The following is a 24,622-nucleotide window of genomic DNA, read 5'->3' on the forward strand; positions in this document are numbered from 1 at the left end:
CCGAACGATTGCCGGCGACCACCGACCGGCACCGGTGGTCGCCGGGGCCCGGCCTTTAGCCGGCGGAGCGCGGTCCACTGGCGGTTGCCAGCGGCAGGCGGCGTCGCGCGGCGATGCCCAGACCGCCGGCCGCAAACAGCCAGAGCATCCCGGGAAGAGCGACGGCTGCCGGGTCAGCACCGTAACCGAGGAATACCCCGGAATCCGAATACACCGTCACCCCGGGCGCTACCGCGACACCGGCGCTCGCGGTGTGCTCACCGTCGAGCAGATAGGACCCGAGGTCGACGTTGGCGGCACCGAACAAGGCGCTCGTGTAGAACACATCGAAGCGCTCGCGGTCCGAGTCGAGCTTGATGGTCGCATCGATCATCAGGTCGATGATGGCGCCGCTCAGATCTGCGACGGGATTGCTGTAGTCGACGCGCATCGTATCGAAGAAAAGCGGCGCGATATCGTCCGGATCGTCCTGCTGGGCATTGCCGAACCAATTGGTATGGTCGACCAGTCCGGCCTCGAAGATGCCGAAAAATACGCTACCGACGAGCAGGTTGCCATTCGGCGTGTCGGCGATGACGGTGGCATCGACGGTCGCCTCGAGCCCCCAGCTGAAATGCACGTCGGTGCCAGCGCCACCGACGAAGGTCAGGGTGTCCCCCATGATGCCCTGTCCGGAGGACGACGCCGTATTGACGTTGCCTTCGGCGTAAAGGCGCATCTCGCCGGTGGCCAGATCCACCGAGGCACGACCGGTACGTGCCGCATCGTTGAATTCGACGGCGTTGTGGGTAGCGCCGTCCACGATCAGTCCGTCGATCAGTTCGCCGGGTCCGAAGGTCACCGCGGGCCGGACGAAGTAGGCGTGGGCGTTGCCAGCCGCGAGCAGGCTCAGGCAGCCGATGAGCGCGGTAGCATTGGCAAATGGGATTGACTTGGTGTTCATTGGGCACTCCGTTGTTGTTCTTGGGGTACGTCCGTGCGGGGCGAATGCCGTAGCACGCGAACGTCTCAGCAAACGCTACCGGGCAGCGGCTGGTCGCTCTACGCCCTTTTTGGGCCAATTGCGGGACCGGCGGGCGTCAGGCGTAGGGGCGGAGTTCATGGAGGTTCTGGCGCAGGTACTCGAGCACGACGTGGCGCTTGGAGGCGCCGCGTTGGTTCTCGTCACCCGATCGCAGCGCCGGCAGCAGTGCCGGTAGCTGGTCTTCGAAGCGCGCGAAGACCGCCCGCCAGGTGTGCTTGATAGTCGAAGGGCTCAGTGCCAGGCGCAGTGCAAGTTCCTGGTCGGTATTGCCATCCAGTGCATATCGCAGCAGGCGCTGCTGCGAGGCGGTCAGTTTCAGCAGTGGCCAATGACGGTGGAACATCCACAGGTCGTCGGCGGCATAAACGCCGTCCAGCCCGGTCGGCCGCTGCATGATCTGCAGGATTGGGCGCGCTGGTTCCGGCATCGAGGCGAACCGGGGGTCGGCCGAGAAGTCCGCGATATCCCGGAAGCTGCCCTTGCGATTGATATCCGCCAGCGCATTGCCGTAGTTTTCCCAGAAGATGCGCTTGAAATAGTGGCCGGCGTGGGTTGCGTACCAGGCATTCATGCCATGCGGCATCAAAGCGCGGAATACCGGGTGTTCGACGTCGGTATAGCGTAGCGGATTGTGCAACATCACGACGTTCAGGCCGTCGCCCGCATTCGCCTCGGCGATACCGCGGCGCTCGAGAACCGGCGAATGCGGCCCGAAGGGCGCAGCATAGAGGGCGTTACCCACATAGGGGATGGGCTGCCGCTGCAACTGTGCAGCGAACACCTCTGAGACCGCCACGCTCAGGCCGTAGCCCAGACGGCGTCGGTGCTCGTCCGGTTCCGCGAGATCCTCCCAGAAGACAGCGTTCAAAGCGTCCTGCTTCAGCCAGCGCGACCAGACCTCGGGCATCCGCTGCCACGTCTCCGATGGGCATGCGAAGTGGCCGTGGTCGCGCAGGAACGCCGCACAGTGTGCAAAGTCGGATTCGGTGCAGAGACGGTAGCGATACATGGCATTCGGGATGCTGGTTCGTTTCTCGTCGACGCCGGCGGAAGTCGGCGTTACCGGTTTTTTAGCACGAATGGGCGGACGCCACAGGCGCGCGGGTTCTTGTAGACCAGCCATGCGGGCGCCCGGCAGGACGAGGGGTATTTTAGTGAATTCTGATATTTAAGAATCGTTACTACCGGGCGATACATATCAGGTGTGGCGTGGCGACCGGGTGCGATCGACAGTGTTCTCCAGTAAGTCCAGTAAAAACAGAGAGATAGTGGAAAAACAAGCGCTCGATCGCCACCGGGATTCGGTGTTGCGCGAGCGGGTGCGCATGCTTTATTCCGCCATTCCGCTGTCGCAGGGAATCGCATTCGCGGTCGCCGTCATCTTGTTTGCATTCCAGGAGAGCCAGGGCCAGCACAACGCTCACGGGTGGTTCGCGTTGATCAGCGGCGTGCTCGCGCTACGCGGTTTCAGCGCTGTGCATTACTTCGGGAAAGGCTCGGTGGTTTTGAGTGACCGTGCATGGCTGACAGCGTTTCGCCTCGGCGCTATAGCCGCGGGTGTTTGCTGGGGAGGCGCGGCCCTGTTGTTCATACCCGACCACGACGTCACCCTGCAGGTGTTCACGATCCTGACACTTGCGGGTGTAGCCGCGGGAGCGATCAGCTCGATGGCGGCCGATCACGGGGCCTATCGTTTTTTCGTGCTGCTGATCATGGGCCCGGTGAGCGCCGTGGCCTTGATGCAAGGCCAGCAACCTCAGATCACCTTTGGGTTGCTGAGTCTGCTTTTGCTGATTTTCCTCGATCGATCGAGTCACAGCTATGCCAAGTCGCTGACGCACCTGCTCACGTTACGGTTCGAGAACGCAACACTGATCACGGATCTTGAGCGCGAGAAGAAACGCGTCATCGATGAGGCCGAGACGATGATGGGCCGCATACTGGGCAGCGCGCCGATCGCAATCTGGGCGGTCGATGCCGAGGGCGTGGTGTCGTTCGTCGAAGGTGGCCAGGGCAGCAACCTCGAAGACCTCAGGCTGCCCCCGATCGGCGAGAGCGTACTGGCCGACACCGAAGACCGGGCGCAGATCGCGTACCAGACCCGGCGCGCGCTGAACGGCGAGTCCTTTGTCGCCGAGCTCGACGCGGAGCGTCATTGCTACGAGGTCAACTACGGTCCCTTGTTCGATGAGGACGGCAATCGCCAGGGGGCCATCGGCGTGGCCGTCGACATCTCCGAGCGCAAGCGCCACGAGAAGGAACTCGCACGCCTTGCGCACTACGATCAGCTGACCGGCCTGCCCAACCGGGTCACGATCATGAACCAGCTCGAGCACGCGTTCGAGCACGCCCGACGCAACGACCGCCTGGTGGCCGTCTACTTTATCGATCTGGACAACTTCAAGGCGGTCAACGACACGATGGGGCACAAGGCCGGAGACACGCTGTTGCACCAGGCGGCCGACAGGTTGCGCGCCAGCCTGCGCGAGAGCGACATGCCGGCGCGACTCGGTGGGGACGAGTTCCTGGCCGTTAGCGAAGGCCTGCAACGTCCCTCCGACGCAGAGGTGATTGCGCACAAGATCGTCGGCGTGTTTCAACAGCCCTTCACGATCGACAGCCGCGAGTTCTACGCGACCGCCAGCATCGGGATAGCGGTCTTTCCGCAGGACGGTGCGACTGCCGAGCAGTTGTTGCAGAGTGCAGACACGGCGATGTACCACGCGAAGTTCGCCGGCAAGAACAAGTATCGGTTCTTCACCAGTGCGATGCAGGCGACCGCGGAGCGGCACCTCGAGATGGAAACCGAACTGCGGCGCGCATTGGATCGCGGAGAGCTGTTCCTCGAGTACCAGCCCAAGATCGACGTGATGACGCGGACGATCAGTGGTGCCGAGGCCCTGTTGCGCTGGAACTCACCGTCTCTCGGCAGAATCGGGCCCGACGAGTTCATTCCTGTGGCCGAACTGGCCGGTGTGATGCCACACATCGGTGACTGGGTGTTGCGCACGGCCTGTCGTGAGGCCGTGGCGTGGCAGCGTCTGGTGCGCAGGCCGCTGCACGTGGCGATCAATGTCTCACCGCAGCAGTTTCGCAATACCGATCTGCTGGCCAATGTGACCCAGGCTCTGGTCGAGTCGGGCCTGCCGGCGGCGCAGCTAGAACTGGAGATCACCGAAAGCGTTCTTGTGCAGGACACGCCGGAGGCGATGCGTGTGTTCAACGCGCTGGTCGACCTCGGCGTGACGCTGTCGCTCGATGATTTCGGTACCGGGTACTCTTCGCTGAGCTATCTGAAGAAGTTTCCGATGCGGGTGCTGAAGATCGACAAGGCGTTCGTGCGGGACCTGGGTAAGCGCGGCAACGACGAGTCCCTGGTCGACGCCATCATCGCGATGGCGCACAGCCTGCGGATGCAGGTAGTCGCGGAAGGCGTTGAGACGGAGGCGCAGTTCGCGTACCTGCAGCAGCGCGGCGTCGAAATGGTCCAGGGATACTATTTCAGCCGGCCGGTGTCGGCGGGCGCGTTCCAAGAGATGATTGGCATACAGGAAGGCGATGCGCCGGTCACCGCCCGGATCACAAAAGACCGACGGTCCGCCGGTCTGGTGGGTGCCGCGGAATCGGTCGATTGAGTTGTCTGGCCGGCTAGGGTTGTCCCCGCCAGACCGGCGCTTTATGCAGTGCGCTGCTGACCCGCTCTGAGAACCCGTCGTCCTTGCGCGCGATGAACAGCGCCTGTATGCCCAGGCGTTCGGCTGTCGCCGGCCCCTGTTCATCACCGAGGGCCATCAGTGCCGTGGCCCAGCCGTCTGCCTCGGCGCAGTTGCGCGCGAATACCGTGACGGATGCCAACCCATGTGCGATCGCCATGCCCGAGCGCGGATCGATCGTATGTGAATAGCGTTTTCCCCCGGCCGGGAAGAAATTGCGATAGTCACCGGAGGTGGCCATCGCCAGGTCGTGCAGCGCGACGACACGCTGTATCGAGCGCTCGGTGAAGCTGGGTCGTTCGATGGCTATCCGCCAGGGGTCGCCGTTGCGCTTGCCGCCCCGTGCGAACACCTCGCCACCGATCTCGACCAGATAGCCGGTGAAGCCCTCTGCGTCCAGGAGCGCCGCGATCTCGTCCACCGCCCATCCTTTTGCTATCGACGAAAGATCGGCCTGCAGACCCGCCACGGTCTTGCGTAGCGCGGGCGGTGCGCGCCGCGTCTGCAGGTATTGATAGCCGACGGTCGGCAACAATTCGGCGATCTGTCCGGCCGAGGGTGGTGTGTTGCGATCGCCGGCGTTGCCGAATCCCCACAGGTTCACCAGAGGCCCGACCGTGATGTCGTACATGCCATCGCTCGATTCGCTGATTCGAAGAGCGCGCTCGACCAGATCGACGAGCGCTGCCGGCGCATCCTGCCAGGTGGTCGAAGACGTCCGGTTGAAGCGCATCAGGTCGGAGTCTTCGCGGTAGGTCGACATCATCCGGTTGATGGCATCGAGACGATCGTCTATCCGCTGCTGCAGTGGCGCCAACTGTCCCGGTCCCGGTGAATGGGCCAGCTTGATGCTGTAACGGGTACCCATGGTGCGGCCGCTCAGTTCCACCACCTGTGACGGCGGATCCGTGCAGGCGGTGCCAATCAACAACAACCCGACGAATCCTGCCCGCGCGAGCCATCGACGGGCGGCGACCGGGCGACGACCGCCGGCATCTCGCACCGATTTCGGGACCCTTTTCAAGACGCGGACATGTATCGAACCGGGGAGCGGTGTCGACCGCAGTCATTCGATTTTGATGTAGGCGAAGCCCTCGCTTTGCAGTTTGGCAACCTGCACGACACCCGACGGCACGAGTTCGACGCCGTCGTAGAGTTTTGCACCGTCGAGGCCGATCTGTGACCGCGTGATGTCGCATAGCTCGAGCTTCACACCCTGAACGCTGTGCAACGCCTGCAAGCGGCCGGCATTGTTGGCGCGCCGTTCGGCCATCTCGGCATCTTCCTGAAACGGGGTGCCGGTCAAGGGATCGTCGGTGACGAAGCGCACGCCGTGGGCAACGAACACGATGCGCACGTCGTAGTCGATGAGTTCGTTTTGGTAATACGTGACCATGTTGTTGATGCTGGTCAGCATGGCGCTGAACCGCCTTGGGTCGGCGAAATCGGCGTGATAGACGACCTTGGCCACGCCGTCGGCGCGTACCGCGGTGGAGACGGTACTGGTCGCGAGCATGATGAAAGTGGCTGCGACAGCCAGCAGCACGCGGGTGTCGAACCGTGTGGAAAGTGTTCTACGCATCGAGACTTCCTCCGTAGGAAAAGACCAACCACTGGTGATGGTGGAGAGGCGGATGGTACAGTCTCGCCGGTCCGCCGCCAGTGGTCCGGTGTTTAGAGACCGGATTGGGAATAAAAAGCACTAAAATGATGGCCGGCACGAGGTAGAATTGACGCTTTATGCCTTAAGTGCCTATGCAGGCGCCTTTAATGGCATATTTTACGAAAGGTTTTCTGGCCGGAATCGCAGGTGCGTCAACAAACTGCGGACGGCGAAATTCCGCCATTTACGGCTCGTCGAATTTTGCGAGAATGGAGCTAACCCAAAAGACAAGCAGTTCGTCTAAGGGTGTGGTTTGGAAAGAAAAAACAGAGCGGCGAGCCGCCATCCAATCGGGGTGTCGAAGTCGCGTCGTACGGTGGAACCATTGGCAGGTCCCATCACCCTCGGCGGGTACCGGTGAGAGTCCGGCCGGCCGGCACGACGCGACACAATCCCCGGCGGTCCCGCCTGAAGAGGGTGCGGCCGTTGACTGTCCAGGAGCGGGCGGTTGCGGTTGCCGATAATAAAAGTGCCGAAAAGAATAACTCGTGAATACCGACATCCAGGTTCTGTTCGTCAGCGACAATGGCGCTGACGAACTCGTGCTGAGCACGCTGCTTGCGCGCGAATCGGAAGGCGCGGGGATTCGTCTGTCGTCGGTGAGCGACGCCCAGGCGTTCTATCAAGCGATCTATTCGGAGCAGCGTTACCAGGTTGTCGTGGTCGATGACCGGCAGCCATGGTCGGAGTGGCGCTTGGTCGTGGCCGCATGCGCGCAACACCGTCCGAATGCCCTGCTGGTCTTGCTGACCGACGAGGCGGCAACCGGCCCCAAGGCGCCGGTGTTCGATTCCGCGGTCACGGTCGCTTACCCGCACAGCAGTTCCGGCCTGGTGGCGCTGGCGCGGCTCATTGGCAACATGGCAGTCCAGGAGCGCGGTTTCAGCCTGCGGCACGACCGGGCCGAATCGGTGGGCACGGCCGAATCAGCCGTGGAGATGGATCAGGAGAAACTCGTCTACGCGGTGTCGCACGACCTGCAGGACCCGCTGCAGCTCGCGCGCCGTTATGCCGACGTGTTGAACGAGGACTACGCCAACGAACTCGGTGAACCTGGTTCCAAGGTGCTCGGACATCTGCAGTTCAATCTGAACCGCACGCAGGAGATGCTGGACGAGTTATTGGACTATTCTCGTCTGCAGAATTCAAAACCCGAGCGTGAGCCGGTCGATTTCAATGAGCTGCTGGACGAAGTGAGCAGTCTGTACAAACTGACGTTGCAGGAGATTGGGGGCTCGATCAGTCGGCACCACTCGCTGCCGACGCTGTCGGTCGACCGACGTCAGTTCCAGCGTGTGCTCCAGAACCTGGTTGGCAATGCGATCAAGTTTCGCAGCGAACGCCCTTTGAATATCACGGTACGCGCCCAGCGTGTGCGCAACGAGTGGCGTATCGGGGTCAAGGACAACGGCATCGGCATCGCCGAAGACGACACCCGTCGGATATTCGGGATGTTCGAGCGGGCGTCCGGTGCCGAACAGTATCCCGGTACCGGGATGGGGTTGGCGATCTGCAAGCGGATCGTGCAGAACCACGGTGGCAAGATCTGGGTGCGTTCGTCGCCGGGTAGCGGGAGCGTATTCATCTTCTCGGTACCGCAGGCCGAAGGATCGGCGGAGGTGGTGACATCATAGTGTGCACGGGTGTGTTGAAAGCTCCATGAATAGCGAAGGCATTGATGTCCTGCTGGTCGAGGACAACCCGCAAGAAGCGGAGATCGTCCGTCTGTATCTCGCGAAGCGGTACACGCACAATTACACAATCCGTCACGCGCGCAGCATCAGCAGCGCATTGAGCGATCTTGCCGCCGGCAATCGCCCGAGCGTCGTACTGCTCGACCTGCACCTTCCTGACACGCGTGGACTCGATGGCTATCGACATATCGCCGCGGCGGCCCCCGGGGTCCCGGTCATCATTCTCACCAATTGCGACGAGGAGCGGGTCGCCGCCAGCGCGGTCCGCAGCGGTGCCCAGGACTACCTGATAAAGCGCGAGGTGAATGCGGCCCTGCTGCACCGCGCGATCCTGTATGCCATCGAGCGTCAGCGCGCGGAATCTGCACTGGTCAAGGTCAAAGAGCGTTATGCGCTGGCAGTCGCCGGTGCGAACGACTGCATCTGGGATTGGGATGCGGCGACCGACGAGGCCTACTTCTCACCGAGGTGGGGCGAACTGCTGGGATTGCCGGAAGACGCGCAGGTCAAGCGCCTGCAGGATTGGCTGGAACGTATCCATCCGGACGATGTTGCCGAGTTCCGTCGTATTCTGCATGCCAAGCCGGCCGGTGAACGGACACATTTCGAACATGAACATCGGCTGCGGCATGAATCCGGGGAATTCATCTGGGTGTATGCGCGTGGCGTCATCCTCGCCGATGCCGACGGCAGACCGACGCGTATGGCGGGTTCGATCAGCAGTATTGCGAAACGCAAGGCGACCGAGCACCAGCTGGTCCATCGCGCGCTGCACGACCCGCTGACCGGACTGCCAAACCGGGTACTGTTCGTTGACCGCCTGCAGCAGGCGCTGCGCCGCTACAAGCGCAACAACGAACTGCGTTTCGCGGTGCTGTACTTCGATCTAGACCGTTTCAAATTCGTCAACGACAGCCTCGGGCATTCCGCTGGCGACAGTCTGCTGGTGTCGATAGCGCGACGCCTGATGAGTGTCATCCGCCCGGGCGATACGGTCGCCCGCATGGGGGGCGACGAGTTCGCCGTGCTGGTCAGCGACATCGTCGACGAGTCGGATACCACGCAGGTGGCCGAGCGTATCCACCACCTCTTCCAGCAGGAGTTTTCGATCGCCGGACGGGGGATGTACTCCAGCGCCAGCATCGGCGTCGCCGTGGCGACGCAGCAGTACGAATCACCGGAAGAGCTGTTGCGCGATGCAGACCTCGCGATGTACCGGGCCAAGCGGTCGGCCAACGAGAACACGGTCATTTTCGATACCACCATGCACCAGGCGGCCATTTCGCGCCTGAACATGGAGACCGATCTGCGACGCGCGCTGGCGCGCGGCGAATTCGTCGTCTATTACCAGCCGATTGTCACGCTCGCCGAGCGGCGGATCGTCGCATTCGAGGCCCTGCTGCGCTGGCTGCATCCGGAAAAGGGGTTGCTCGCACCGGACAGTTTCCTGTCGGTGGTGGAGGATTCCGGGATGCTGGCGAACCTGACCTGGTGGGTGCTCGAGCAGGCCTGCAAACAGGCCCGCGAGTGGCGCCGACTGTTCGCCAATGGCTCGCCACTGCGCGTCAGCGTGAACGTGTCGGCGAGCATGTTCCGCGGCGAACACGCCGCCCAGCGTCTCAAGGACATGGTACTCGACAGCGGGCTGGCGCCGGCCGATCTCTCGCTCGAGTTCACCGAGCGCGATTGCATGGACCAGGAAAAGGCCACCCAGGCGGTCCTCGCGGAGTTGCGTGAGTTCGGGATCAAGATCCACATGGACGATTTCGGTACCGGTTACTCGTCCCTGTCTTACCTGCAACGCTGCGCATACGACACGTTGAAGATCGACCGCTCGTTCGTACAGAGTCTCGGCAGCGAAGACCAGAGCCTGGCGATCATCAAGACGATCGTCGGGCTCGGACGCATGCTGAACATGAACGTGGTCGCCGAAGGCGTCGAATCGCGCGGACAGCTGGATGCACTGTTGTCGATGGAGTGTCCAGAGGCACAGGGGTTCTGGTTCTCCGAACCCGTGCCGCCAGCCGAGGCCGGCGAGCTGCTGAAGCATCCACAGCCCCTGAAACATTGACGTTGATCAATACCGAACGCGCCCGGTCTACACGTCCGGGCAACGTGTGCCAGAATTCTGCAAATTACCTGCAGCTACCGGGCGTACCCGCCGGAACGCGTCGTGGCTGCCTGCAGAAGGTGTCGAAGGAACTATGGCTGGTGAAGAAGCGGGGGGCAGAAACGGCGCCGACGATACAGTCCTGCAGCAGCAGTATCTGCGCGCACTGAGTTCGTTCGAGGGCATCGTCCTCAGCCAGATCGACGTCAAGAACAAGCTGGGTGACCGGCTCAACTACAGTATCCGTGCCGGGCTGATAATCCTGTTCGTGATCGCATTCTCGATCCTGGTCCTGCTTTTGACGCTGAGTTCGCAGATCAACCGGATCTCGGGCGTGGTGGCGGCAATGAACCAACACTTCGCCGCCGTGTCGCAGCGCATGGATGCGATCGCGGCCAATATGGCCTCGATGGAGGTGCAGGTGGCGCAGCTCGAGTCGATCGGTGGCAACACCACGGTGATGCAGGACGAGATCGCCGGGATCGCCGAGAGCGCGGAGCGCATCGAGGAGAGTGTCGCGGACATTGGCGTGCAGATGACCGGCTCGCGCCTGAACGTCGAGGGGATCGCGGTCACCATGGGTGCGATGAATATCGAGGTGCAGGCGATGAATGCCGACATGCATCGCATGGCCAAGCCGGCGCGCACGCTCAACGGAATGATCCCGTTCCCATGACACGGACAGACACGACCAACGGGCAGCCTGCAACCGCATGGCTCGCGCAGCGGGGCTGGCAGCGATGAGCGTCGATCCACGCAGTCCGATCATCCAGGTGATGGCGCGGCTGGGTCGCGAGACGCAGCTGCACCTGGACGAACGCCATCGGCACTTCAAGATCACCGACAAGGTGATCCTGGTCGTGTCCCTTCTGCTGGTGCTCCTGGCCAGCGTGAACGTCTACTATGTGCGCGTCCTGTACCGCGACCTCGACGGCATCGTCAACAACATGGACTCGATGTATCGGAACCTGGAACGGGTCGATTTCGACATGGCCCTGATCGCCCAGCGGGTAGAGCGTTTCGACGGACACATCGCGCATATGCAGCCAATCACCCACAGTATGCACGCGATCACACAGACGATGCCGCGACTGCGGGAGAATATGCAGAATATCGAGACCGAGATGCTCGGTATCGACGAGAGCATGCAGCACATGACCGGTGCGATGGGCGGTATCGCCGAGCAGATGCACTTCATCACCGGCGGTATGCGCGGCATGCGTCACAACGTGCGCCAGATCGCCGGGCCGATGGGTGCGATGAACCCGATAATGCCCAACTGATCGGCCGGCCGGCGCCGGCCGGCGCGGCGCGGCGTGTCCCACGGATTGCGCTGAATTCGGATAGACTCATGGGCCTGACAACGCAACCACCTGCCGGAGCAGTACGAGGCATGTCCGAGGCCCCCGCGCGCACCACCAGTTCACCTGCGCCGTTCGATATGAAGGCCGGGCAGTTCACGATCCCGACCCTGGTCCTGCGGGACCTCGACACCGCCGGCCTCGACGCTTTTCTGGCTCAGCAGGTGGCCAGGCTGCCGTCGTTTTTCGATCAGGCGCCGGTTGCGATCGACCTCTCGGGGCTGAACCAGCGCGACCAATTGGAAGAGTTTCCGATGATCGTCGGTATGCTGCGCGGCCATGGCATGATTCCGGTCGGCGTGCGCGGCGGATCCGAAGAACAGAAGGCGCAGGCGTTGGCGCTCGAACTCGCGGTCATGCCGGCCGGACGCAAGGTGTCGACGCCACAGGCCCCGGCCGCTCCGCGCGAGGCGGCGCAGCCGACCAGCCGCACCCTGATCGTCGACAAACCAGTGCGTTCGGGGCAGCGCATCTACGCGGATGCCGGCGACTTGGTGCTACTGGCCGGGGTGAGCTCGGGTGCCGAGATCATGGCCGACGGACACATCCACGCCTATGGGCCGCTGCGCGGTCGCGCGATGGCGGGGGTCTCCGGTGACGCCGGTGCCCGGATTTTCTGCCGCGAGCTGGGCGCCGAACTGGTCTCGATCGCCGGCCGCTATCGGGTGAGCGAAAACCTGGAAAGTCGTTTTCTGGGGCGATCGGTGCAGATCTCCCTGTCCGGTGACGCGCTGAGATTCGAGCTGCTCTGACGCGTCCCTACCGTCTCAATCTGACCAACGCGGACTTGGTGTCCCGAGGAGTACTCAGTTGGCGAGAATCATCGTTGTAACCTCCGGCAAGGGCGGGGTGGGTAAGACCACGACCAGCGCGGCCTTTGCCATGGGGCTGGCCGAGCGCGGCTTCAAGACGGTCGTCATCGACTTCGACGTCGGCTTGCGCAATCTCGACCTGATCATGGGGTGCGAACGGCGCGTGGTGTTCGATTTCGTCAACGTGATCAACGGTGAGGCGAACGTCGGACAGGCGCTGATCAAGGACAAGCGCAATCCCAATCTGTTCGTCCTCCCGGCATCGCAGACGCGTGACAAGGAGGCGCTGACCGTCGAAGGCGTCGGCAAGGTGCTCGAGGAGCTCGGCCGGGAGTTCGAGTTCATCGTCTGCGATTCGCCGGCCGGGATCGAGAAGGGCGCCACCTTGGCGATGTACTTCGCCGACGACGCGATCGTCGTGACCAATCCCGAGGTCTCCTCGGTGCGTGATTCCGATCGCATGATCGGCATCCTGGCGAGCAAGTCGCGGCGGGCGGAACAGGGACTCGACGGCATCCGCGAGTTTCTGCTGGTGACCCGTTATTCGCCCGAGCGGGTGAAACGCGGTGAGATGCTGGCGCTCGAGGATGTCCAGGAGATCCTGTCGCTGGACCTGATCGGGGTGATCCCGGAGTCCGCGTCGGTGCTGAATGCGTCGAATGCGGGCGTACCGGTGATTCTCGACCGCGAGAGCAGTGCCGGTCAGGCGTATGGCGACATGGTTTCGCGCTACCTCGGCGAAGACTTGCCGCATCGCTTCCTCACGATCGAGAAAAAGGGCCTGTTCGGCCGCTTGTTCCGGGGGTGAACATGGCACTGCTCGACTATTTCAGACAACGCAAATCCAGCGGTTCGGCGGCCATCGCCAAGGAGCGCCTGCAGATCCTGGTCGCCCACGACCGGCGCGGCGGGGGCCCTTCGTACCTGCCGCAACTCAAGCACGACCTGCTCAAGGTGATCCGCAAATACGTCGCTATAGATAATGATGCGGTCTCGGTGAACGTCGAGCGCGACGGCGCCCAGGAGATCCTCGAACTGAACATCGTCCTGCCGGATTGAGGCGGCGGATGACCCAATGCAGCCGAACGCGGCGCCGGCGCGAACCGGGTCGCCGCGCTGTCGATCCCGGTATCCTTCGATCCGGGCGCGCCGGTTCGGGAACAGCGATCAGGGTCGGTGTCGGCATTCTTTACACATCGCGCCGACCAGCCCGGGAATTTTTCGACTCACCCGCGTAAGCTGCTGAAAATGCTACACCAGACGCAAGAAGGCACGCTAATTGCTTTGTCAGAAGCAAAGAAGCCTGACCGCCGTCGCGACGGCCCAAACGGAAAATCTGGAGTCCCGGCAATGCCGACCAAAAAAATAAATGTACTGCCCTCCCTCATCGGTCTGACTGCGCTTGTCCTCTCTGCATCCGCGGCAGCCGACACGGCATACACCTGGAACCTGACCGGCGGCGATACCACCGTCTCGCACACCAAGACCTTCAGTTCCAGCCCTGGCGGCGGACCCAGCGTGACGGCCGCGGGCTGGGCGGCAACCGAACCTGGCAGCATCAATAACCGCCTGGCCGAGGCCGGTCTTCGCATCTGGGGTTCGTCAGGCATCGGTGAATACAATGCCGACCAGTCGGAATCGAGTCCCCAGCATGGCGTCGACAACAACGGCCGCCTGGAACTGGTGGTGTTCGATTTCGGCGCCGGCAACTCGGTCTCGCTGACCGACATCACGATGGGTTGGGTCAGCGGCGATGCCGACATCAACCTGCTGGCGTTCGAGGGTGGCGGTGTCGGTGACACGCCGAACGTCGACAACGTGCTGTTCAGCACCGCCGGCGAAGACCTGACCGACAACGGCTGGACCCTGGTCGGCAACTACGATGTCGACTTTGGCGGCGCGCCAGGCACCTCAACGATCAGTACGGCCATCGAGTCGCGCTACTGGATCGTCGCCGCGTACAACTCGGTGTACGGTTCGACCTGTCTGTCCGGTGGCAGCTGCGACACGGGCAACGACTACTTTAAGATCGCCTCGATTGGCGGCAAGCTGGTCGATCCGCGCGAACCCCCCAACGAAGTGCCGGCACCGGCTCCCCTGCTGCTCACCGCGCTCGGGATGCTGTGGTTCAGTCGCCGGCAGAAGCGCATCGCGGCCTGAAGCGACGCGGTTCACGCACACTGACAATCCCCCTGGTACCGCGGTGCCAGGGGGATTTTCGTTTGAGAACGTTCGAATTCCGCCGCGCGGCGGGGTAACGCAGGGGTGGCGGTGCTACTGGAGCCGCGACAGGCGCTGCCGGGCATCGCCGGTCCAGGTCGCCGCGTCGTTGGCAATCTGCAGCGCCTGCTGCAGCTGGCGTCTCGCCTCGCCGCGGTTGCCATATTCCTCGAGTGCCACGCCCAGATGGTAACGGGTGACCGCCGAGCGGCCATTACGTACAACCGCGTCCCGCAGATGCGACAGGCCGGTCTCTAGATCGCCGATCTGCACCAGCGCCCAGCCGTAGGTATCCAGAATCGCCGGGTCCGTCGGGTCCAGTTCGAACGCGCGTTGCGCGGCCTTGAGGGCACGCTCGCTGTCGATCTCGGTCAGCAGGTTGGCGAAGTTGTTGTGCGCGACGGCGTCCTTGGGCAGCAGCCCGACCAGGCGCTCGTAGTAGGGCAGGGCAGCGTTGATCCTGCCCAGCTGGTGCAGGTACTCGGCCAGCGCGCGGGTGACGATCGGACTGTCCGGATGCGCCTTGTCCCAGGCCTGCAGATCGGAAAGCGCCGCGGGACCCTCCCCGGCAAGTACCCTTGCACGAAACCGGCTGACTGCGAGCTCCGGGAGGTCCCTGACTTCGCTGGCGCGCGCGAACACCTGCACGGCGTCTGCGGCGCGGTTCTTTGCCAGCAGTACATCGCCAAGCAGCGCGAGGGCAAAGACGTCATCCGGCGCTTCCTTCAGCACCGACTCCAGTTCTTGCTGCGCGGCGTCAAGATCGCCCAACAGGTAACGGGTGTCTGCGAGTTCCTTGCGCGCCGCGAGCGACGCCGGTTCGTCGGCCAGCAGCTTGGACAAGGTCACCACGGCGTCCTCGAGACCACCGGCCGCTTTTTGCAGCTGCGCGGTACTCAACAGCAGGCGAGGATCGTAGCCCGATTCCGTCGCCGCCTTGCTGAGCACGATGCGCGCATCGGCGAGTTCATTGCGTGCGATCAGCACGCGCGCGAGTGTCTGTTGTACATAGGGGTTGTTCGGCAGCGCGCTATTGAGTGCCGAGGCCACCCCCATCGCATCTCCGGGACGCGATTCGTGCATGTAGAGGTTCACCAGTTCGACCGCGGGTATAAGTGCCTGCGGATCGATCTGGCGGATCTTCTCGTAGTGTTGAATCGCGGTCCTGTAGTCGTTCAGCTTCACCGCCAGGCGTGCCGATTCCAAAAGCGCCCGGGTATCGTTGGCATTTTCTGAAAGCAGCCTCGCCAGTTCCGCATTGGCCTCGCGGTATTGTCCCTGGAGGACCAGCAGTTTCGCCAGGTTGTAGCGGGCCGGCATGAAGGTGGGATTGTCGCGCACCAGGGCTGTCAACTGATCGTTGGCACCTGCGTAGTCGCTGCGCGCGATCGCCAGCGCCGCACGTAGATTGAGTGCAGTGAGATTTTCGGGGTCTTTTCCCAGTACGCCGTTCGTGATCTTTTCGGCCTCATCCAGTTTGCCCTCGGCGAAGTACAGCATGGCGCCGTACAACGCGACCCGGGCCGGGGTATTGGATTGAGCGTCGTCGAGCAGAAACTGCAGGGTCTGCAACGCATCCTGCCGCTGTCCCTGCTGGTACTGCGCTGCGCCTAGACGACCGAGCAGTGCCGGTCCTCCTTTGAAGTTGGCGATGGCTTCGCGGTAATAGGTCTCCGCGACCATGTAGTCGTTGAGCTGTCGATTGGCATCGCCCAGCAGCGCAAGGATCTCGGCGTCGGCACGGCCGGCGTTCACGATCGGTGTCAATGCCCGTCTCGCCTCGCCCGGCTTGCCCAGACGCATCGCGATGCGTGCCAGATTCTTGCTGGCGGCGACATCGTCCGGGCGTTGTTCCAGGTAAAGCGCGAACGAGCGGTAGGCCCGTTCCAATTGATCGTTGTCGAATGCGATGGTGCCGACGAGGCGCAACAGTGCCGGGTTGTCCGAGAGATCGGCCGGGTCGAGCGAGTCCAGCATCTCGGTGGCTGCGGCGAGTTCTTGCCTGGCCTCCTCGATGTTGCCGAGGCTGGCGAGTGTCCTGGCATGCAGATAGGCCGCCTCAGGCATCCACGGGAAAGACTTGCGGAGATCCGCGAGCAGGGCACTCGCCTTGCGGACCTGGTCGGCATCGAGTAGCGCCGTCGCCTCGCCGAGGCCTGCGGCGCTGTTGCCGGGATCGAGATCGCGCGCCTGTGCGTAGGCCCGCGCCGCGTCCTCGTACTTTCCCAGGGCGTGCAACGTGGAGGCCTTGATCAACCACGCCTCGGCGTTGGAAGGATCCGCGGTGACCGCGTTGTCCGCGAGCCGCGCAGCCTCGGTGAAATCGCCTTTGCGCAACGGTATCCGCGCCAGCCCGATCATGCCGCCGGCGTGATTCGGTACAACCTGCAGCGCGCGCTGGAACGCGACCCGTGCGCCTTCGACGTCCTGCGTGTACAACCGCGCGAGACCGAGTTCGACCCAGAGGTCGGCCTGGATATCCAGTGGGTAGGCGGTGGGAACGAGTTTTTCGACCAGTTCCTTGTGTTTGCCCAGGCGATTGCGCGCCTTTGCCAGGGGTACCGCGGTGACCGAGGGGTCGGCGCCCAGCGAGTCCGCCATCAGCAGGTCTTCCTCGGCCTGCTGGGCGTTGCCCAGCCCGAGTTGCACCCGTCCCATCAGCAGGCGTGCCGCCAGCTGGCTCGGGTCGCGCGACAAGGCATTGCGCAACTGGATCTCGGCGCCTTTCAGGTCGCGGTTGTTGAATCGCGAGACGGCATCCTCGTAATAGCGCACGGCTGTGATGTCCGCGGCACCGGCACCGACGCACAGCAGACTGGCGCCAACCAGGAGTGCCAGGCGGGATTTCTTGATTCTTGGTTTCGACATCGTGACGGATTGATGACCTATTTCGATTGACTGATCGGGCGTCGAACACGGTGATTGGTCAGACAGGCCCAGACCACAGGCGTTCCACTATACCCGCTTGGCCATGGACGTTGCGTTCAGCTGAAGGCGCATCCCATGTTAACGGCGCATTCCGGTGACGCTTGATCCATGGCCTGACCGGTGCGGCGCGGATACCAGAGCGGGTGTGTGTCGGTAGGGCCGCCCTGCAGCCAGAGGATCCGGTGCCGATACGCAGTCCTGGGAGACTGTAGCGGGGTTATCGGGTAATGGTGAGCGCCGGTCGCGTGGGAATCGAAGGCAGCACCTGTTCGCAGGGTATCGTGGCGCTATGCGGAGGCGCACCGTGACGCTGGCCCGCCTGTCGCTCCTGCTCGCTGCCGGTGGGGCCTTGTCGTGGTGGCTCGGCGACAGCGGTGCAGTCCGTCATGGACCCGGCGTCGTCGCCCCCACGACACCGACGCAGACCCCGGTGAAGGGTGTCGCGCCCTTTCGGTACGGCGACTATGCAATCCAGCCGCTGGCGCGATTCGCGCTGCAGGCGCGGGTGCTCGGGCGCGAGGACTACCGATTCGACCGGGAGGCCGGGCTGGCGCCGGTCGATCTTGCGCTCGGTTGGGGACCCATGTCGGACGAACGCGTCCTGGATCAACTGTCGATCACCCAGGGTGGGCGCTGGTACCGATGGAGCGCGCAGCAGTTGCCTGTGTCGCGCAGCGAGATACAGCACAACAGCGCCAATATGCACATGATCCCTGCCGACGAGACGGTGGCCGAAGCGTTGGATGCGGTGCGCGACGGGCAGGTGGTCGAACTGCGCGGCTACCTGATCGAGGCGCACGCGGCTGACGGTTGGCGTTGGCGCAGTTCGCTCAGCCGCACCGACAGCGGCGCGCATTCCTGCGAGGTGGTCTACGTCGAAGACCTGGTGATCGTCGGACCGGGATGAGGGGGCACCGCGGCCGCGATCAGGGGCTCGCCGACAGGCCCGCGGGTGCTTCGGTCTCCGGTGCATCGATCTCCCCGAGCAGACCGAAATCGTCCAGGATGCAGTAGATCGCCGGGACCAGAAACAGCGCGATCACGGTCGCGGCCATCAGGCCGAATGCCAGGCTGGTCGCCAAAGGTATCAGGATCTGTGCCTGGAGGCTGCGTTCCAGCAACAGTGGCGTGAGACCGGCGATGGTCGTGATCGAGGTCAACAGGATCGGACGGAAGCGCGCTATGGCGGCGTGCCGTGCAGCCTGTCCGACCGGCACACCGGCCGCCCGCTCTTCGCGCATGAAGACCACGAGCAGGATCGAGTCGTTGACCACCACGCCGAACAGCGAGGCCATGCCGACCATGCTCGGCAGGGTCAGGTCGAGACCCAGTGCCATGTGTCCGAACACCACACCGATCAACGCGGTCGGGATCACGGACATCACGGTGATCGGCGCGAGGTAGCCGCGGAACTGCAGCGCCAGCAGCATGTAGACACCTATCATGCCGAGCAGCACGTTGCGCGCGATCGAGCCGCCGGTCTTGGCCGATTCGTTGCTCTCGCCCTGGACGTCGATCCGCACCGAGGGGTAGCGTTCCCTGAGCAACGGAAACAGCTCGCTTTTCGCCAGGTTGAGGACCTCCTGAGCATTGGCGCGTGCGCGGTCGACGTCACCCTGCACGGTCACGGTACGCCGACCGTCGATACGGTTGATGCGCGCCCAGCCGCGCGCCTCCTCGATATTCGCCACGACCGGCAACGGAATCAGGCTGCCGCCTGGGCCGACGATACTGATCCGTTCCAGATCATCGACGCGGCTGCGGTCGGCGTGAGTGAGCCGCAGGTCGACCTCGATCGTTTCCGCGCCGCGTGGGAACTCGTCGATCTTGTAGCCCTGAAAAGCGGCACGCACCTGGTTGTTGATGCTGTTCGCATCGACCCCCAGGACGCCGGCACTGCCCTTGAGATGCAGGCGGTATTCGCGCTTGCCCGGGCGCAGGTCGTCACTCAGATCGATTACACCGTCGAATCGCCCTAGCCAGTCACGCATGTCATGCGCCGCCTGCTTGATCTGCGTGAGGTCGCTACCGATCAGGCGCAGGTCGATCGCCCGCCCGCCAGGACCGATCACTGGCTCGGCAAACTTCAACGCGATCACATCGGTGAGCCGGCCGGCACGCTCACGCCAAAGGTTGCGGAATTCGTCCAGCGAGGTGCCGCGGACCTCGGCACTCAGCAGGTCCACGATGATGCGTGCGACATGTGCCCCGCTTTCGTAGGCATCCGGGTTTTCGCCGAACAGCACGGTGACGTTGCGCACCAGGTCGGCCCCGTCAGGCTGGTCGGCCCTGAGCTCCGCATTGATCGACCAGGCAATCGCCTGCAGGTGGTCGACGATCGCCTCGGTGCGCGCCAGCGGCGTTCCCTGCGGCAACAGCAACCGGGCCTCGACCACGTCGCCCTCGATATCCGGAAATCCGGTGAATTTCAGCTTGCCGCCGATCGGCATCGAGATGGCGAACAGAAACAGCATGCAGACGATGCCGACGGTCAGGTAGCGCCATCGGATCGCGCGCTCCAGCAAGGCTGCGAAGCGCCGGTCGCGAAACGCGGCGAAGTGCCGTTCGAAGGCCATGCGCATGCGACCCGGGCTGCGCGCCGCGGCGTGCTGCAACGAATGCCCGAGATGACTCGGCAGGATCAGGAAGGCCTCGACCAGGCTGACGACGATGACCAGGATGAGCACCATCGGGACGACGCGCAGGACCTGACCGATATCGCCGCCGATGAACGCCAGCGAGCCGAACACCAGCAAGGTGGTCGCGAACGACGACAGGACACCTTGCCGCACCTGCGTCGCGCCGGTCACGGCCGCCTGCAGCGGTCGATCGCCCTTTTCCAGGCGCGCGGCGATGTTCTCGGCAATGACGATCGCGTCATCCATCAAAAGGCCGATGCCGATCAGCAGCCCGACCATCGAGATCATGTTGATGCTGATACCGAGCAACGGCAATACGAACAAGGCACCGAGGAACGACACCGGCAGACCCATCGTGACCCAGAAGCTGTAGCGGAAGCTGAAGAACAGCCACAGCACCAGGAAGACCAGGATCAACCCTTGAACGCCGTTTTGCACCAGCATGTCGAGGCGGTCGCGGACTACCGAGGAGCGGTCCTGGGTGAGTGTCAGCGTGATGCCGGTCGGAGCCAGTGCCTGTGCATCGGCGACAAAGGCCTCGACAGCGGCGAAGGTGTCGAGGATGTCCTGCGCGCGCGTCTTGGCGACGTCGAGCACCGCCGCCCGTCGACCGTTGAACAGCACCTTGTCCTCGGCGCGCTCGAACTGGTCGCTGATCGTGGCGATCTCGCCGAGGCGAATCGTCGCGCCGCTGCTACTCGAAATCACGACCAGGTCGCGCAACGTGGACGCGGTCTTACGCTGGTCGTCGAAGCGCAGCAGTATGTCTTCGTCGCCGCCGAGCAGTTCGCCGGCCGGGCTGGTGACGCTCTGACGTTGCACCGCCGCGGCGATATCGGCAGCGGAGAGGCCGAAACGGCGCATCGTCGCGGCGTCTATCTCGATGCGTATCTGGTGCGTCGAAAAACCCTTGACGGTCACGGTCGCGACCTGCGGCAGCGTCTGCAGGCGTGACTTGATGTCCTCGGCATAGGCCTTCAACACCACCGGGTCTTCCGGGCCGGTGATCGCGATCGATACGACCGCCTCTGTGCGTGCCAGTTCCTGTACCACCGGAGGCTCGGCCTGATCCGGAAAATCGACGATCGCATCGACCTCGGATTTGACGTCGTCGAGGAAACGCGCCATATCGGCGCCCTCGCGCATCACCGCGACCGCGATGCCTATCCCCTCGCGCGCCTCGCAGCGGGTCTCGTCGATGTCGGAGATCCCGTCGATCGCATCCTCGAGGCGCCGGCAGATCGCGTCCTCGACCTCGTCCGTGGTGGCGCCCTTGTACACCACGCGGACCTCGACCTTGTCGTTGGTGATCTCGGGAAAGGTCTCGCGCTTGAGGCCGGGCAACGCCACCAGGCCGAGGATCATGATCGCGGCCATGAACAGGTTGGCCGCGGTCGGGTGGCGGGCGAACCAGGCGATCATGGTTTCCCCGGTGCGGTATTGGCGCCGGCCAACTGGGCCTGGATCTCGGCGTCCGGAACGGGATCGAGCAGCATCCCTTTTACCGCCGGTATCGGATCACTGACGACCACGCGATCGCCGTCGTGAATACCGTCGTCGATCACGCTCAGGCCGTTCTGGCTGAACAGGATCTCGACCGGCTCAATGCGCAGGCGTTGCTGATCATCGACCAGGTACACCTTACCGCCGCGTATCGCGCTGCGGGGTATGACGATGCGTTCGACCTGGGTCCGCCCACGGATCTCGACCTGCACGAACATCCCTTTGGACAAGGGTGGCCGGCGGCCCGGGATTGCCTGACCGAGCGGGTCGTCGACGGCGATGACGACACCGATCGTACGTGTCTGCGGGTCGACCAGGTCGCTGAAACGCACGAACTGCGCCTGCCATTCCGCAGTGAGGCCACCGAGGTCCATGCGAACCAGGGGGGCGAAGCCGGTGAAATCTGCGAGCCGCGTCTGCATCTCCCCAACGGTGGGCACTGCGTCCTCGCGGCCGGCAAACAGGTTGCGCAGTGACGACATCGCGACCTGTGCCACGATCTCCACACGATCGACGCCGTCGCCACGAAACAGCGTCTGGCCAATGGTGACGTACTGATGTTTTTCCACTGCGAGCTCGGTGATCCGCAGATTGAACGGCGCCTCGACCCGGGTGTTCGCGAGATCGCGTTCGGCCTGCGCCAGCTTGGCCTCGAGCAACCGACGTTGCGCGGGGATCAGCGCCAGGGTGTTCTCCGTGTTCTGCACGGCGGTCTGCGCGCTGAGCACGCTGCGTTCGGCGCTGTCGACGTCGCTGCGCGATGCCGTGCCCTTGGCGGACAGGTTGGAGATGCGTTCGCGCTCACGTCGCGCCAGGTTCAGATTGCGCCGGTCGATCTCCAAAGAGGCGTGCGTGGCTTCCTCGCGCGCAGCGAGTTCGGCAAGTTCGGCGTTCGCCTGTGCGAGCTTGAGTTCGTAGTCGACGGGATCGATCGCGAACAGCAGAGTCCCGGCCGGAAGAATCTCACCGTCGCGCAGCCGCGGATGGGTCTCGACGATGCGTCCGGCGACCTGCGCAACCGCGGCCCAGACCTTTGCCGGCTGGACCTCGCCGTAGCCGTCGGCGACGGGTACCAGGTCGATCGCGCGGGCTGATACCACGCGCACCGGGTGGCTGATCTCAACGGGATCGGTGCGCGTCGGCGGTTGCCGCCCGCCCGCCATCACTACGACCGCCAGGATCCCAACCGCCAGCGGCGGCAGCAACCACAGGACACGCCAACGGGACTCGGATGGATCGGCCATGGGTTATTCGCTTCTCATCGTGGATTGGAACGGGTCAGGCATTGAGGTCGATCAGCACGCGCCCGCGGATCGCGCCTTCGGTGATCTGTTCCGCAAGCCCCGGCAATGCATCGAGACCCGCGACCCGGGTCATCGCATCCAGGGCCCCATGCGGGAGGTCTCGCGCCAGGCGCTCCCAGGCTGTGCGCCGACGCGGGCCCGGACATTGCACTGAATCGACACCCCGCAAGGTCACGTTGCGCAGTATGAACGGCATCACCGTGGTCGGCAGGTCGGCGCCCCCGGCCAGGCCGCAGGCCGCCACGCAGCCGTTGTAACGCGTCTCCGCCAGTACCCGCGCCAGCATGACGCCGCCCACGGTATCGATGGCGCCGTCCCATCTTTGGCCTTCCAGCGGTCGTGGCGGGACACTCATCTCTTCGCGCGACAGGATCTCCTGTGCGCCGAGGTTGCGCAGATAGTCGGCCGCCTCCGGTTTGCCGCTGACCGCGGCGACGCGATAACCGAGCTTTGACAGCAGCGCGACCGCGACGCTGCCCACGCCGCCCGATGCCCCGGTTACCAGCACGCTGCCATCGCCGGGCGCGACCCCGGACTCCTCCAGCGCCATCACACACAGCATCGCGGTGAAGCCGGCCGTGCCGATGACCATCGCAGACCGCGTATCGAGTCCTTGCGGCAACGGTACCAGCCATTGCGACTGGACGCGCTGACGCTGGCTGTAGCCGCCCCAGTATTTTTCGCCGACACCCCAGCCGGTCAGCACCACCGGATCGCCGGGCGCGTAGTCGGCGCTGGCGGATTCCAGGACGCGTCCGGCCAGGTCGATGCCGGGGACCATCGGCCATGCGCGGACGATCTTGCCTTTGCCGGTGATCGCCAACCCGTCCTTGTAGTTCAGGCTGGAATATTCGACCGCCAGCAACACATCGCCTTGCGGCAGGTCGTCGGTCGAGAGCCGTCGGATCTGGCTGATCGTCTTGCCGTCTTCCTCGTTCAAAACAAGGGCCTTGAATTGTTCTGACATGGTGACTCCCGACCGGTCGTTGGCGACAGGGTGATGGCATCGACCGCAGCACGGCTATCGATTGCGACTGCCCGGACACTGGATATCAGGTTTTATGGACTATGGGAACCGCGCATACCGGGAATCTTTCGGATGCTGCGCGGCCGGTGGCCTTGTCCGGAGGCCGGTTCCGGGCGATCCCGCGTCCCGGGTTTTCGCGACCCGGTGCGCAGATTCGCTGTGTCGGCGATGCCGATCGGTAGCCGGCGTGAATAACCGGGCGTTGGGTGCGTCTTTATCGGCAGACCCCGTTGCCGCGTCGTCGGTCGCCGCCATCAGGAGGACAAGTGCATGGCCAGTACAATCGGGATCAGACCGGCCGACCCGTTGCCGAGTTTCCCGTTCGCGCCCGAAGGCTGGCAGCCCAGCGACGTGGCGAGGCTGGCCGCGCAGCAGGGCCTGGTGTTGCGCGAAGAGCATTTCGAAGTCGTGCGTGCCCTGCAGGCGTACGTTTCGACGCACGATCAGCCCCGTTTCAGTGCCCGCGAACTGCGGGATGCGCTCGACCTGCGGTTTCACTCGCGCGGTGGCATCGGGTTTCTTTATCGACTGTTCCCGGGTGGGCCGGTGGCACAGGGCTGCCAGTTTGCCGGCCTGCCGGTACCGACCGGGGCGATCGATCGTTCGTTTGGCTCCGTCCAGTGA

Annotated in this window: 19 protein-coding genes; 11 read left to right on the forward strand and 8 right to left on the reverse strand. The window is 63.8% G+C overall.

The window, feature by feature from the left end:
- Positions 1-55 precede the first annotated feature (55 nt).
- Both H6955_10260 and H6955_10265 read right to left on the reverse strand, forming a co-directional pair.
- On the reverse strand, positions 56-943 hold the full coding sequence (locus tag H6955_10260) for a hypothetical protein (GenBank protein ID MCP5313933.1): 888 nt from the start codon (positions 941-943) through the stop codon (positions 56-58).
- Between the two features lie 136 nt (positions 944-1,079).
- Positions 1,080-2,147, reverse strand: a complete 1,068-nt coding sequence (locus H6955_10265; protein MCP5313934.1) for a helix-turn-helix transcriptional regulator — start codon at positions 2,145-2,147, stop codon at positions 1,080-1,082.
- A gap of 145 nt (positions 2,148-2,292) precedes the next feature.
- Between H6955_10265 and H6955_10270 the strand changes: the two genes are divergently transcribed.
- Positions 2,293-4,659, forward strand: a complete 2,367-nt coding sequence (locus H6955_10270) for an EAL domain-containing protein (protein MCP5313935.1) — start codon at positions 2,293-2,295, stop codon at positions 4,657-4,659.
- Positions 4,660-4,672: 13 nt separating this feature from the next.
- Here H6955_10270 and H6955_10275 read toward each other — a convergent pair whose 3' ends face one another.
- Both H6955_10275 and H6955_10280 read right to left on the reverse strand, forming a co-directional pair.
- Positions 4,673-5,668, reverse strand: a complete 996-nt coding sequence (locus H6955_10275; protein MCP5313936.1) for an FAD:protein FMN transferase — start codon at positions 5,666-5,668, stop codon at positions 4,673-4,675.
- Positions 5,669-5,803: 135 nt separating this feature from the next.
- Positions 5,804-6,319, reverse strand: a complete 516-nt coding sequence (locus H6955_10280; protein ID MCP5313937.1) for a DsrE family protein — start codon at positions 6,317-6,319, stop codon at positions 5,804-5,806.
- A gap of 569 nt (positions 6,320-6,888) precedes the next feature.
- Here H6955_10280 and H6955_10285 point away from each other — a divergent pair.
- The 8 genes from H6955_10285 to H6955_10320 all read left to right on the forward strand — a co-directional run bounded on the left by H6955_10285 (position 6,889) and on the right by H6955_10320 (position 14,537).
- Entirely contained in the window at positions 6,889-8,034 is a 1,146-nt protein-coding gene (locus tag H6955_10285) for a hypothetical protein (protein MCP5313938.1), read from the forward strand.
- Positions 8,035-8,059: 25 nt separating this feature from the next.
- A complete protein-coding gene (locus tag H6955_10290) occupies positions 8,060-10,165 on the forward strand; it encodes an EAL domain-containing protein (protein MCP5313939.1) in 2,106 nt (701 codons plus the stop codon).
- A 133-nt stretch (positions 10,166-10,298) separates the two neighbouring features.
- Positions 10,299-10,880, forward strand: coding sequence for a translation initiation factor 2 (locus tag H6955_10295; GenBank protein MCP5313940.1), 582 nt, complete (start codon positions 10,299-10,301; stop codon positions 10,878-10,880).
- Between the two features lie 37 nt (positions 10,881-10,917).
- Positions 10,918-11,487 (forward strand): translation initiation factor 2, encoded by a 570-nt coding sequence (locus H6955_10300; GenBank protein MCP5313941.1) that lies wholly within the window; start codon positions 10,918-10,920, stop codon positions 11,485-11,487.
- Positions 11,488-11,597: 110 nt separating this feature from the next.
- Positions 11,598-12,317, forward strand: a complete 720-nt coding sequence (gene minC / locus H6955_10305) for a septum site-determining protein MinC (GenBank protein ID MCP5313942.1) — start codon at positions 11,598-11,600, stop codon at positions 12,315-12,317.
- Between the two features lie 58 nt (positions 12,318-12,375).
- Positions 12,376-13,185, forward strand: coding sequence for a septum site-determining protein MinD (minD, locus tag H6955_10310; GenBank protein ID MCP5313943.1), 810 nt, complete (start codon positions 12,376-12,378; stop codon positions 13,183-13,185).
- A gap of 2 nt (positions 13,186-13,187) precedes the next feature.
- A complete protein-coding gene (minE, locus tag H6955_10315; GenBank protein MCP5313944.1) occupies positions 13,188-13,436 on the forward strand; it encodes a cell division topological specificity factor MinE in 249 nt (82 codons plus the stop codon).
- Positions 13,437-13,553: 117 nt separating this feature from the next.
- Positions 13,554-14,537 (forward strand): hypothetical protein, encoded by a 984-nt coding sequence (locus H6955_10320; protein ID MCP5313945.1) that lies wholly within the window; start codon positions 13,554-13,556, stop codon positions 14,535-14,537.
- Between the two features lie 114 nt (positions 14,538-14,651).
- On the opposite strand, the gene prsT is transcribed toward H6955_10320, so the two are convergent.
- Positions 14,652-17,465, reverse strand: coding sequence for a PEP-CTERM system TPR-repeat protein PrsT (prsT, locus tag H6955_10325; protein MCP5313946.1), 2,814 nt, complete (start codon positions 17,463-17,465; stop codon positions 14,652-14,654).
- 349 nt (positions 17,466-17,814) lie between these two features.
- On the opposite strand from prsT, the gene H6955_10330 reads away from it, so the two are divergent.
- Positions 17,815-18,432: a hypothetical protein gene (locus H6955_10330; GenBank protein ID MCP5313947.1), complete on the forward strand. Its 618-nt coding sequence runs from the start codon at positions 17,815-17,817 to the stop codon at positions 18,430-18,432.
- A 19-nt stretch (positions 18,433-18,451) separates the two neighbouring features.
- On the opposite strand, the gene H6955_10335 is transcribed toward H6955_10330, so the two are convergent.
- Genes H6955_10335 through H6955_10345 form a run of 3 tightly spaced genes read right to left on the reverse strand, consistent with a single transcriptional unit; the run spans position 18,452 to position 23,938 of the window.
- Complete coding sequence (locus H6955_10335) at positions 18,452-21,586, reverse strand: efflux RND transporter permease subunit (protein ID MCP5313948.1); 3,135 nt, start codon at positions 21,584-21,586, stop codon at positions 18,452-18,454.
- A complete protein-coding gene (locus H6955_10340) occupies positions 21,583-22,911 on the reverse strand; it encodes an efflux RND transporter periplasmic adaptor subunit (GenBank protein ID MCP5313949.1) in 1,329 nt (442 codons plus the stop codon). Before H6955_10340 ends, H6955_10335 begins: the two co-directional genes overlap by 4 nt.
- Before the next feature lie 34 nt (positions 22,912-22,945).
- Positions 22,946-23,938 (reverse strand): oxidoreductase, encoded by a 993-nt coding sequence (locus tag H6955_10345; GenBank protein ID MCP5313950.1) that lies wholly within the window; start codon positions 23,936-23,938, stop codon positions 22,946-22,948.
- 330 nt (positions 23,939-24,268) lie between these two features.
- Between H6955_10345 and H6955_10350 the strand changes: the two genes are divergently transcribed.
- Complete coding sequence (locus H6955_10350; GenBank protein ID MCP5313951.1) at positions 24,269-24,622, forward strand: TusE/DsrC/DsvC family sulfur relay protein; 354 nt, start codon at positions 24,269-24,271, stop codon at positions 24,620-24,622.

The sequence above is a fragment of the Chromatiaceae bacterium genome, from assembly GCA_024235395.1.
Classification (GTDB): Bacteria; Pseudomonadota; Gammaproteobacteria; order Chromatiales; family Chromatiaceae; genus Thiosocius.

Bases quoted from the DNA above. Each gene is read 5' to 3' on its own strand.
- H6955_10295 (MCP5313940.1), top strand. From the start codon at position 10,299: ATGGCTGGTGAAGAAGCGGGGGGCAGAAACGGCGCCGACGATACAGTC.
- H6955_10280 (MCP5313937.1), bottom strand. From the start codon at position 6,319: ATGCGTAGAACACTTTCCACACGGTTCGACACCCGCGTGCTGCTGGCT.
- H6955_10330 (MCP5313947.1), top strand. From the start codon at position 17,815: ATGCGGAGGCGCACCGTGACGCTGGCCCGCCTGTCGCTCCTGCTCGCT.
- H6955_10335 (MCP5313948.1), bottom strand. From the start codon at position 21,586: ATGATCGCCTGGTTCGCCCGCCACCCGACCGCGGCCAACCTGTTCATG.
- prsT (MCP5313946.1), bottom strand. From the start codon at position 17,465: ATGTCGAAACCAAGAATCAAGAAATCCCGCCTGGCACTCCTGGTTGGC.
- H6955_10340 (MCP5313949.1), bottom strand. From the start codon at position 22,911: ATGGCCGATCCATCCGAGTCCCGTTGGCGTGTCCTGTGGTTGCTGCCG.
- H6955_10260 (MCP5313933.1), bottom strand. From the start codon at position 943: ATGAACACCAAGTCAATCCCATTTGCCAATGCTACCGCGCTCATCGGC.
- H6955_10350 (MCP5313951.1), top strand. From the start codon at position 24,269: ATGGCCAGTACAATCGGGATCAGACCGGCCGACCCGTTGCCGAGTTTC.
- H6955_10290 (MCP5313939.1), top strand. From the start codon at position 8,060: ATGAATAGCGAAGGCATTGATGTCCTGCTGGTCGAGGACAACCCGCAA.
- minC (MCP5313942.1), top strand. From the start codon at position 11,598: ATGTCCGAGGCCCCCGCGCGCACCACCAGTTCACCTGCGCCGTTCGAT.
- minE (MCP5313944.1), top strand. From the start codon at position 13,188: ATGGCACTGCTCGACTATTTCAGACAACGCAAATCCAGCGGTTCGGCG.
- H6955_10345 (MCP5313950.1), bottom strand. From the start codon at position 23,938: ATGTCAGAACAATTCAAGGCCCTTGTTTTGAACGAGGAAGACGGCAAG.
- H6955_10265 (MCP5313934.1), bottom strand. From the start codon at position 2,147: ATGGCTGGTCTACAAGAACCCGCGCGCCTGTGGCGTCCGCCCATTCGT.
- H6955_10300 (MCP5313941.1), top strand. From the start codon at position 10,918: ATGGCTCGCGCAGCGGGGCTGGCAGCGATGAGCGTCGATCCACGCAGT.